The following is a 10,901-nucleotide window of genomic DNA, read 5'->3' on the forward strand; positions in this document are numbered from 1 at the left end:
TTTTTTATTTTTTGACCAATCGGAAGAGTCGCTTGGGGAAAAAACGTTTGACAATTCGTTCCAGTAGCGATGTCACCATAAAGCCCGCTGCGATGGCTGCAGCAGTAAAGACAACTTTTAAAATCAACTGCAAACCGTCATCAATATTTCCTAACAAAATGCTCCGAACCGCTTGATAGGCAGGGCCTCCTGGCACTAAAGGAACCAAACTTGGAATATAAAAAATAATCATCGGCATTTTTTTGTAACGGGAAAAAAAGATACTAGCGATTCCTAACCCGACCGTTCCTAAAAAGTTTGCAAAGGTTTGACTAGCATCAAAAGTTTGCGTTAAGACATAATAAATCATCCAGCCTGTCATGCCAGTAATGCCACAAGCCACCAGTGCTTTACGAGGAATGTTCGTAATAATACCAAACGTCACAGTCGCTAAAAAACTAAAGAGAAGATGAAAAATTAGTTCCATTTGAACACTCCTTACATAAATAATTTAAAAATCAAGGCAATTCCCAGGCCAACAGACCCAGCAATAAAAATAGCTTCTGTCCCTCGCGCCGTCCCGCTGATGAGGTGGCCCGCTAAAATGTCGCGAAAAGAGTTCGTAATCGCCACACCTGGAACTAATGGCATTACCGCACCAATAATAATATTATCGATGTTGACCGCTAAGTGAAAATGCACAGCCAAATAGGCCAACAAACCAATGACAAAAGCGGCTGCGAATGAATCGAGGTAAGGAACTTGGAATAACTTTTGGGTAAAAAGATAACTGGCATACCCAATCATGCCAACAAAAAAAGTTGCAATAAAATCTTGCCAAGTGCCACCAAAAATGTACATTAACGTACAACTAACAATCCCGGCTGCTAACAAGCGTAACGAAATTGAAAAAGTGGGGGTATCTGTTTCTAATAGAGTTAAGCGCTGATAAAGATCTGGCAAAGTAATCTCCTTTTGCGCAAATTCTCTTGATAATTGATTGACAAGGCTAACTTTTTCCAAATTAATCGAGCGCTGGGGGATGTTTTCTAATTGCGTATAATTACTGGAACGAAAGCCCACGAAAATCCCTGTAGCCGTCGTGTAACAAACGCTCTCTGGCTCGCCAGCATTTGTAGCAATCCGAGTAATTGTATCTTCGGTTCTATATACTTCAGATCCGCTTTCCAGCATAATTTTTCCAGCTAAAATGCATGTATCAATAATTAATTGTTTTCTTTTTTCGCTATTAACCAAAGGAATGGCTCCTTTCATTTCGAGTTCACTTTTAGTGTATCATTTTTTTTAAGAACTGTACGCAATTTAAAACAGAGATAGAAAAAAAGTGTGATTTTTTACAAAAATGAAACGAATCTTAAGAATAAATGAAAACAAATAAGGAATTAGTAAAAATTATGGGTTAGTTGTAAGAATCTAGGATCTTTCCTTGCATTTTAGTAGGAAACATCCTATCCTAAACATAGAAAAACAAAGGGGTCAATAAAAATGGACAACCAATGGTTACTCTACGGAATTAGCAGTGTTGTATTAATTATTTTAATCAGAAGAACAATCCTATCAGGAAACATCGTATTAAGTTGTTTGTTGGGAGCGATTTTGCTGATTCAAGTAGTGGGAGTAGCTCTCTGTGCACAGCAGAAAAAGAAAAATGAACATACAAAAGAACTACCTTCTTCTAAAGTACATCAATAGAAGAAGGTAGTTTTCTCTTATAGTAAATCAAATTTTTTCAAGCCATTAACAATGCCATTCTCAGTATTTTTAGTTGAAATAAAGGTGGCTTTTTCTTTTAGTTCTTCTCGCGCATTACCCATGGCAATTCCATAATCACAGGCCTCAAACAGCGCCAAATCATTGATGCCATCACCAAAGGCATAAGTGGGAATGCCGTTTAATCCCAAGGTGTTAAAAAGATTTTTGACACCAGAGCCTTTAGAGACCCCTTTACGAACAATATCAATTGAAAAAGGACCATTGCGATAAAAGGTCAATTCAGGAAACCGCTCATAGTAATATTCATCATCATCGCCATGTTGACTTAAGACCAACATCATGTTGACGGCATCATTCTCATAACCTGTGGGATCAATTTCTGGAACAGCTGAATGAATATAATCATAGGCTTGTTTCACTGTGCCAGTATGCCCTGTACAAAAAATACGGCGCTCATTGTAAAAAGCCAATTCATGACCACGCTGTTTGACATGTTCATGCAGTGAAACACATTCCTCTGTTGTAAATTCATCTGAATAAATCGTTTTTCCTTCATAATGAATAAATTGCCCGTTCATTACAATCGCAGAATCAATGCCACTGGCTTTCATGATTGGCTGAATCTCACACAAGGTCCGACCTGTCGCAATTAAAGGTAAAATTTGATTGTCTTTCAAGGCCGCCACTGCTGCGGTAATCTCAGGAGTTATTTGCGATGTTCCATCTAACAAAGTTCCATCTAAATCAAAAAAAGTAATAGCTTTCATTTTATCCATACCCTAACATCCTCTCTACGCTTGTTATTTTAACAAACTTTTCTGAAAAGACAATGGGTTCCTTTCGTTTTCTTTAAAAGAGCAGGAAAAAAAGTGATTTTTGATGGTTCTGTAAAGGATTTTTGAAGAAATATAGAATCGGTTGGTACAAATTCAATTTTAGAGTATACTACAATAGAGCAGTTTTATGAAAAGTGAATAAGGAGTGAATGAAATGAATATATTAATGATTGAAGACAATGAATCCGTCTCAGAAATGATGCAAATGTTTTTCTTAAATGAAGGGTGGGAAGCTACCTTTAAAGATGATGGCAAAGAAGGATTGGCGACTTTTCTTGCTTCGCCAGAAAAATGGGACATGATTACGTTAGATTTAAACTTACCTAGTATGGATGGGATGGCTGTTTGTCGTGAAATTCGCAAAGTTTCAGCCAATGTTCCCATTATTATGTTGACCGCTCGTGATTCTGAAAGTGACCAAGTAATTGGCCTTGAAATGGGTGCGGATGATTATGTGACAAAACCATTTAGTCCATTAACTTTAATTGCACGGATGAAAGCTCTACATCGTCGTGCCGAGGTGGCAGAGGCTGCGCATGATACGTCTGAGAATACAGATGAAACATTTGATGTGATTACGGATCATTTTAAAATGAATACGAAAACACGAGAAACATATTTAGATAATCAATTAATTGAAGGCTTAACACCTAAAGAATTTGATTTGCTATACACTTTAGCAAAAAAACCACGCCAAGTCTTTTCACGCGAACAACTACTAGAATTGGTTTGGGACTATCAATACTTTGGCGATGAACGGACAGTTGATGCCCATATCAAAAAATTACGACAAAAAATTGAAAAAGTGGGTCCTCAAGTCATCCAAACGGTTTGGGGCGTAGGGTATAAATTCGACGATTCAGGTGTTGCTTAATGAAGTATTTGTATCAACAATTACTTGCTTTTATAGGTGTGATTGCTCTGATTATTCTCATTGTCGGAACGTCTTTCACACAATTGACCAAGCGCACAATGCAAGAAAATAACTATGAACAGCTGTATGGTTATGCAGAATCGGCTTTAGAAACACGTGACTTTTTTATTAATGTCGCAGGCGTTTCAGATCGAGATGTTTTATCCTATTCATTTCAGTTGACTGAGCGCGTACTCCAGAAGCAAGATGTGCAATTTGTGTTTATTAACAAGGACCGCGAAGTGCAGTACCCACCAGTTGATAGCACGAAAAAATTAGACTTTTCCTTAATCGATAAAAATTGGGATCAAATCATGAAAGGCAATCGTGTTTATGCAACAGAAAACATTGATATTTACGGGGCCCGAAATACTTCGTCCTATGTAATGTTACCGGTGTATGCATCAAATCAGTCTTCTGATAAAAAAGTGATTATTGGTTCACTCGTTATTACACAACCTGCCAAAAACGTTGACCGAAGTGTCCAGTCCGTGACACAAAACTTGATTAAAGGCTTTATTTTTTCTGGTGTGATTGCCTTGTTACTAAGTTATCTATTTGCGACTTTCCAAGTGAAACGAATAAATCGGATGCGTAAAGCCACCAAAGAAATCACTAGTGGAAATTTTGATATTCAATTACCGGTTCATGACAAAGATGAATTTGATGACCTAGCAGAAGATTTTAATAAAATGGCCGCGTCTTTAAAAGAATCACAAGAAGAAATCAATCGGCAAGAAGAGCGCCGTCGTCAATTTATGGCGGATGCTTCTCATGAAATGCGGACGCCTTTAACAACTATTAATGGCTTGTTAGAGGGATTGCAGTATAATGCTATTCCTGAAAATCAAAAAGAGAATGCGATTAAACTGATGCAAAATGAGACCGCTCGCTTGATTCGCTTAGTCAATGAAAATCTTGATTATGAAAAAATTCGGACCAACCAGATTCAAATTGTTGTGAAGAAGTTCAACGGAACAGAAGCTTTAGAAAATATTGTGACTCAACTAACGGCCAAAGCTGAAGCCGCCGGTAATCAATTGTATTTAGACACCACCGAACCAATTGATGTGTATGCCGATTATGATCGTTTCGTTCAAGTAGTTGTCAATATTGTTCAAAATGCTATCCAATTTACTGAAAATGGCGAAATTCATATTGCTTTAGAAAAAGGCTATTTAGAAACCATTGTCCGTATTTCTGATACAGGAATCGGCATGACGGAAGAGCAAATTCTGAATATCTGGGATCGTTATTACAAAGTAGATCCATCCCGTAAAAATACGAAATATGGAGAATCAGGATTAGGCTTACCAATCGTTCAACAATTGGTCCGCTTGCATAAAGGAAAAATCAATGTTGAGAGCGAACCTGGTAAAGGCACCACATTTATTATTTCATTTCCTGATGTTGAAATCACTGAAAACTAAAGAAAACGTCTGGTCACAATCAGTGCCAGACGTTTTCTTTAGTTTAATAACGCATGTAGAGACAGGGGGTGCACATAGGGACTATCAATAATTTGTGGCTCTTTTGTCAGAAATAGCAAGCGCTTGTTTCTTTTTTGAACTGCTATTTTTAATTGAGGTAAAATTTCTTGACGTTGTCCAATCGTTAATGAAGAAAAGATATCATCAATCACTAACGTACTTGTTTTTGAAAGCAAAAGTTGTATTATGCGCATTTTAATTTTTTCAAAAGTCGTAAAAGAAGTAAAGGAACGACCAAGTAAGGCAGGTTCTAATTGGAACACCTGGAAAGCTTCGGCTAGAACTACTTTTCGATCCCGTTCTTTGATTGTACTAGCGATAAATAAATTTTCTTCTAATGGCAAGTAGGGCAGAAAGGTTTCACTAGAAGAAAGCCTAGTAATGGTTAGTTGATTTGTTTGGAAAAAATCGGCCAATGCGAGTTCTTGTTCTGGAGCAGAATAAATGATTCCATAAACTTCTCGCAAAGCTAACGCGTCGAATGAGGATTTTTTTTCGGTTGTTTTTTTGAATGATGGTGTGACATTCATAGAAAATCCCTCCCTTATTTCTGATGTGTGCGTAAATAAATCAACGTGAAAGGAGTCCCGCAAACAAGAGGAATGCCAAGCAAGATTAAGCAGTTAACAAAGCAGTTACGGATTGTATAAAGCGACTGCATACTTTTAAAATCAAAAGAAAACGCTTGGATCGTTTGAATCCCTAAATGCTGGATATTTGTAATCGTGACATCCTGGTCGGTACTTTTAGCTAAAAATGCTGGAGTTTCCAAATGAGACCACTGTAAAATAGCATCACGAGCAGCCCAAAGAACAGTATTATACGTTTCTTGAAACATTAAAGTGAAAAGTAAAAAACTGAAAATTCCTAATAGAGCCGGTAAACACAACTCTAGTAAGAGCTGTTTGGTGACATACATATTTGAAAAGTGCATGTGATACCATGTATGTATTTCTTCCTTTTTTATGCGTAATGTCACATACATCAACAGAAGAAAAGTAACACCAAAGAAAATGACACTACCTAGATAGAGGTGCCAATAGTATTGGATCAGTTGGTAATGGTAACTAGTTTGTTTTTCAATATCGACAAAGTCTGGCATCGTTCGTAAAAACTCTTTTTCAAAATCAATTAAGTTAAACAGCCCAGTCAATAAGAAAGAGAACAGGAAGAAGAAGAGTGCAGTGATTAACGTGATTTTTTTATGATAAAAACTACTAGCTGTAGCGTAACGGACACTTCTCATCAACTTTCACCTCTCTAAACTATCTTTAGTATAGTGAAATAATATGAATTAATTATGAAAAAGTAGCAAAAAAGCTTGAGCAAATTGCTCAAGCTTTTTGAAGATTTATTTACCCGTTTTTTGATAGCCTTGATAACTGTCAGTGTGATATTCATCAACGGTTGATTTATTATTGTTTTTACTGTAAACACTCGTTGATTTTTCACCTTTTTCTTTTTCAATTGCTTCCAGTTGTTGCAATTGGTTCTTGTAATCATAGTCTTCTGGGTTAACTGGTTTTAAGCCGCTATTGGTATAGAAACGAAGCAAGTCACCGTTAGTAATTTGGTCAGACGTTTCTAATTGTTTCGTCGCTTTGGCTTTTAAATCAGCGACTTCTTTCTTAACTTCTTCGGTTGGCTCTGTAATTAAAGCGCCTGTTTTAGTATCGTAAATGCTAGAACCTAAAATAGTATATTTAGGTGTTACAACATTGCCGTTGCGGAAAGCAACGATTTGATTGTGTTGTTTAGAGAATAAATCTTGGCCTAACTGAATGTAGTTTTTCGTATCGACACCAAGCAAGTGTAGAAGGGTTGGTAAGGCATCAACTTGGCCGCCATACGTATGGTTCACACCGCCATTTTCTTGACCAGGAACGTGAATCATATAAGGAACACGTTGCATATTGGCGTTGTCAAAATCGTTCCAATCTGCTTTGGTTTTACCTACTAATTCTGCTAAGTTTTGGTTTCTTGAATTAGAAACCCCATAGTGATCGCCATAAAGAACAATGACTGAGTTTTCATAGAGACCTGAAGATTTCAAGTAGTTAAAGAATTCTTCGACCGCTTTATCTAAATAATTCGCTGTTGCAAAGTAACCATTAATTGTTTCGTCAGAGGTTTTTGCAATTGGGAATCCTGCTTCATCGTTTGTAAATTGAGAATAAGGATAATGATTGGACACAGCAATAAATTTAGAATAGAACGGTTGTTGTAAATGTTCTAAATATTGAACGGATTGATTAAAGAATGGTTTATCGTGTAACCCATATTGGAATGAGTTATCTGAATTAACATCATAATAACTAGCATCAAAGAAATAGTCATAGCCTAAACGTTTATAGGTTTCATTCCGATTCCAGAAGTTACCGGCATTTCCGTGGAAAGCAGCGCTAGTGTAACCTTGCGTTTGTTTTAAAATATCGGGTGCTGCTTCAAACGTATTTTTCCCACCAACTTGTGTAAAGAGTGAACCTTGATCTAAACCAAATAGTGAATTTTCAAGTAAGGTTTCGGCATCACTTGTTTTTCCTTGACCAACTTGGTGGAAGAAGTTATCAAAGCTAAAGGTACTTTTACTATTGTAAAGACTATTGATAAATGGTGTGACTTCGTGTTCTACGCCATTTTCATCTTTTAATTTGTAATTAACTAAAAATTGTTGGAAACTTTCTAAATGGATATAAATTACATTTTTGCCTTTTGCAATACCAAACTTACTATCATCGGGTGCCGCATATTGTTGTTTCACGTAATCTTCAACTTGTTTCATATCGTTAGCACTGGCTTCGGCACGGACTTGGTTTGTTTGGTAAGTCGTAATGCCATCGTACACGGTAAAGGCATTTAAGCCTAAGAATTTCACGATATAGTCACGAGAGAATTGACGTCCTAATAATTGGGGACGTTCTGTTTCAGCCATAAATAGATTGAATAAGAAAAAGACAACAGAAAGGAGTGTGACAGAGACTGCTACACGTGCGCGGACTGGACGCGCATCTGTTTTAATTTTTTTCGTTAATAATAATACGCCAATAATAATGAAGTCTAAGAAATAAATGACGTCATAAGGTCTAAAGAGACGTAAGGCACTTTCGCCAAGACCGCTAGCTACTTTGCCAGCACCAAGCATCGTATTAACTGTGATGAAGTCAGTAAATTCTCGATAATACACGACATTTGAGAAGAGCAGTAAACTCATCAAGAAGTAAATAATCATCATTGTAATATAAGAAGCTTTTTTACGGCGAACATACAAAGCGATGGCTAATAAAAAGACCGTTGTAGCAATTGGATTAATTAAGAGTATGAAATACTCGTTAATATTTTCCAAACGTAAATGGAAATCAACGGCGTACGCAAAGAGGTTTTTTAGCCACAGTAAGATGGCGATTAGCGAGAATAACCCCAGTCGCGTGTTCAAAATATTTGTTTTAAATAATTTTTTCAAAATAAACGTCCTTTCTAAACGATGATTCTATAAAAGTAAAATTAGGTAAATTTCGTATTTTACAATATCGCTTTAATTTTACTCTTTCACAAATTTTATGTCAATTCTTACCGAAGTGAGGAATGGTGATGTTAAAGAAAACTTACTATTTCCTTAAACTTTTTAGTTCGTTAAATGACGTGAAGCTTGAATCCTTTAAAGACAGATGGGCCTTTTTTTGCTATACTAGATAGGACTTTGAAAAGTAGGTGTACAGAATGAAACTTCAAGTAACTAAAAAAGCAGAACATAAATTTAAAAAAGGATATCCTTTAATTCAGAAAGAAGATTTGCAACAAGTGCCAGCGCCGTTGCCAACAGATTGGCTTACTTTGATTGATAGTAAAGGCCAGCGTTTAGCCGAAGGATATTTAGGCGAACAAAATAAAGGAATTGGTTGGTTGCTGTCATGGCATGGACCAATTAATCAATCTTTTTTTCAACAACTCTTTGAAATAAGTCGTGAGAAGCGGACATCTTTTGAAAAGGATTCGCTGACAACCGCTTATCGATTATTTAATGGAGAAGGAGATGGCATTGGGGGTCTAATCATCGATCGCTATGCAGATTACGCCGTTTTTTCATGGTATAATGAAACCCTTTATCAGAAAAAAGCCGAACTTTTGACGGCGTTTCGCACAGTTTACCCTGACATTATTGGTGCCTACGAAAAGATTCGCTTTTCCACAAAAAATTTACCCGAATCACAGTTTTTGTATGGCGAACAAGCACCCGAGCCATTACTTGTCACTGAAAATGGCGTTCAATTTGCTACCTATTTAAACGAAGGATTAATGACAGGCATCTTTTTAGATCAAAAAGAAGTTCGTGGTCGATTAGTAGATGGTTTTGCAGTAGGGAAAACAGTCTTAAATATGTTTAGTTATACAGGTGCTTTTTCAGTAGCTGCCGCTATGGGGGGTGCCGTGGCCACCACTAGTGTGGATTTAGCTAAACGAAGCTTACCGAAAACGACTGAGCAATTTGAAGTCAATCATTTAAATCTTGCCCCGCAAAAGATTATTGTCATGGATGTTTTTGACTACTTTAAATATGCTTCACGTAAAGGCTTGAGTTATGACATGATCATTTTGGATCCGCCAAGTTTTGCTCGCAACAAAAAGAAAGTTTTTTCCGTTGCTAAAAATTATGGGGAGCTAGTGAAAGATTCTATTGATATTTTAACGGATAAGGGAACGCTTATTGCCTCAACCAATGCGGCAAATTTATCCTTAGCCAAATATCAAAAAATGGTAATTACTGCCTTGCAAGAGAAAAATGTCCGTTACAAGATTACGGACACGTATCAATTACCAGCAGACTTTCAAGTGAATCCTAATTTTCCAGAAGGTGATTACTTAAAAGTCCTGTTTATCGAAATTGAAAAATAATTTTTTACACCAAGCAAAAGTCCCAGCGCCGCTAATCGGTATTGGGACTTTTGCTTGGTGTTTATTTTATAGTAACTTTTGGGCTTTTTGGGTGTTTGCAAAATGCAACTTCGCGTAGTTCGCTAATAAGTCTAGGCCGCCTTTTTTCAAAATACGGGCGGCTACTTGGTCTGATTTGCTGCCAGCACCAGAGGGCACAGAGAAACCCAATTCTGCAGATTCTTTGTCTAACTCTTCTAAAAAAGCAGCGCGGCTAATAATAGAGGCGGCAGCAACAGCAACATGATACTGCTCTCCTTTAGTGACGAAGAACAATTTTTCAGTGACTTGATTTTTTTCATTACGAACATATTTCCGATAGTTATTTTCAGGGGTGAATTGGTCAATCAAAATCCCTTCTGGCTTTGTGGGAGCCAACTCTTGTAGCAACAGATAAATCGCTTGGTTATGCAAAGCGACTTTCATGTGTACAGCATTGTAGTTTGGTTGGATCTCATTGTATTTTTTTGGTTCAACGATTAATAACTTGTAAGGAATCAGTTCTTTAATGACATGTGACAATTGAATAATTTGTGGGTCGGTTAATTCTTTGGAATCACGAACACCTAATGCTTTTAGTTTGCTAATCATGCTTTTGTCAACATAGGCAGCACAGACAGTTACTGGACCAAAATAGCTACCATTACCGACTTCATCGGAACCTATCACAGACCAGTTGCCAAAATCAGCAGGCAGTGTAGTAGTCTGGGGAGAAATTTTTTTCTTTGGTGTGGTACTCGTTCCTTCCCAACGAGCGGCCTCTTTTTCAGCTTGAGGTCCCTGAAACATGACTTTACCTGATTGATAAGCAGTGATGGTAGTGGTGCCAACCTTGGCCACAAAGACAGTATAAGGGACCGTTTTATTTAAACGATTGGGTTGATAAACAGTGGTCATCTCTGCTAATGTTTTTTTACTAACTTTAATTACGTGATTCTGTGCCATCAATTGTTCCTCATTTCTTGATATTTCTTCTTTACTATAGTAAAGGAAAAACAAGTAAATGAAAAGGTTTTGCGT

The 10,901-nt window shown here is 37.0% G+C and carries 11 protein-coding genes; 4 read left to right on the forward strand and 7 right to left on the reverse strand.

Annotated elements, in window-relative coordinates; genetic code table 11:
* Positions 1–4: 4 nt before the first annotated feature.
* Together IGJ90_RS05505 and IGJ90_RS05510 are read right to left on the reverse strand one after the other, a co-directional pair.
* A complete protein-coding gene (locus IGJ90_RS05505; protein ID WP_002357877.1) occupies positions 5–466 on the reverse strand; it encodes a threonine/serine exporter family protein in 462 nt (153 codons plus the stop codon).
* A gap of 11 nt (positions 467–477) precedes the next feature.
* Entirely contained in the window at positions 478–1,254 is a 777-nt protein-coding gene (locus IGJ90_RS05510) for a threonine/serine exporter family protein (protein WP_025186598.1), read from the reverse strand.
* A 231-nt stretch (positions 1,255–1,485) separates the two neighbouring features.
* Between IGJ90_RS05510 and IGJ90_RS05515 the strand changes: the two genes are divergently transcribed.
* Positions 1,486–1,692, forward strand: a complete 207-nt coding sequence (locus IGJ90_RS05515; protein ID WP_002357875.1) for a hypothetical protein — start codon at positions 1,486–1,488, stop codon at positions 1,690–1,692.
* Between the two features lie 17 nt (positions 1,693–1,709).
* Here IGJ90_RS05515 and IGJ90_RS05520 read toward each other — a convergent pair whose 3' ends face one another.
* Positions 1,710–2,489 carry a Cof-type HAD-IIB family hydrolase gene (locus IGJ90_RS05520; protein WP_002363786.1) on the reverse strand — a complete coding sequence of 260 codons (780 nt, stop codon included), beginning with the start codon at positions 2,487–2,489 and terminating at the stop codon, positions 1,710–1,712.
* 214 nt (positions 2,490–2,703) lie between these two features.
* Here IGJ90_RS05520 and IGJ90_RS05525 point away from each other — a divergent pair, with 214 nt between their 5' ends.
* Positions 2,704–3,423 (forward strand): response regulator transcription factor, encoded by a 720-nt coding sequence (locus tag IGJ90_RS05525; protein WP_002381953.1) that lies wholly within the window; start codon positions 2,704–2,706, stop codon positions 3,421–3,423.
* Complete coding sequence (locus IGJ90_RS05530) at positions 3,423–4,892, forward strand: sensor histidine kinase (protein ID WP_002366540.1); 1,470 nt, start codon at positions 3,423–3,425, stop codon at positions 4,890–4,892. The genes IGJ90_RS05525 and IGJ90_RS05530 overlap by 1 nt, the downstream gene beginning before the upstream one ends.
* Before the next feature lie 38 nt (positions 4,893–4,930).
* Here IGJ90_RS05530 and IGJ90_RS05535 read toward each other — a convergent pair whose 3' ends face one another.
* The 3 genes from IGJ90_RS05535 to IGJ90_RS05545 form a co-directional block, all read right to left on the reverse strand.
* Positions 4,931–5,482: a hypothetical protein gene (locus IGJ90_RS05535; RefSeq protein WP_002366542.1), complete on the reverse strand. Its 552-nt coding sequence runs from the start codon at positions 5,480–5,482 to the stop codon at positions 4,931–4,933.
* Positions 5,483–5,496: 14 nt separating this feature from the next.
* Positions 5,497–6,198: a hypothetical protein gene (locus IGJ90_RS05540; RefSeq protein WP_002357870.1), complete on the reverse strand. Its 702-nt coding sequence runs from the start codon at positions 6,196–6,198 to the stop codon at positions 5,497–5,499.
* Between the two features lie 105 nt (positions 6,199–6,303).
* On the reverse strand, positions 6,304–8,412 hold the full coding sequence (locus tag IGJ90_RS05545; protein ID WP_002366543.1) for an LTA synthase family protein: 2,109 nt from the start codon (positions 8,410–8,412) through the stop codon (positions 6,304–6,306).
* Positions 8,413–8,669: 257 nt separating this feature from the next.
* On the opposite strand from IGJ90_RS05545, the gene IGJ90_RS05550 reads away from it, so the two are divergent.
* The gene (locus IGJ90_RS05550; RefSeq protein WP_002366544.1) at positions 8,670–9,842 is read left to right on the forward strand and encodes a class I SAM-dependent rRNA methyltransferase; all 1,173 of its coding nucleotides are present in this window, start codon (positions 8,670–8,672) and stop codon (positions 9,840–9,842) included.
* Positions 9,843–9,908: 66 nt separating this feature from the next.
* Here the strand turns inward: IGJ90_RS05550 and rnhC are convergent, their stop codons facing one another.
* The gene (gene rnhC, locus IGJ90_RS05555; RefSeq protein WP_002393198.1) at positions 9,909–10,826 is read right to left on the reverse strand and encodes a ribonuclease HIII; all 918 of its coding nucleotides are present in this window, start codon (positions 10,824–10,826) and stop codon (positions 9,909–9,911) included.
* Positions 10,827–10,901: the final 75 nt, after the last annotated feature.

This window comes from Enterococcus sp. AZ129, from assembly GCF_051714505.1.
GTDB lineage: Bacteria > Bacillota > Bacilli > Lactobacillales > Enterococcaceae > Enterococcus > Enterococcus faecalis.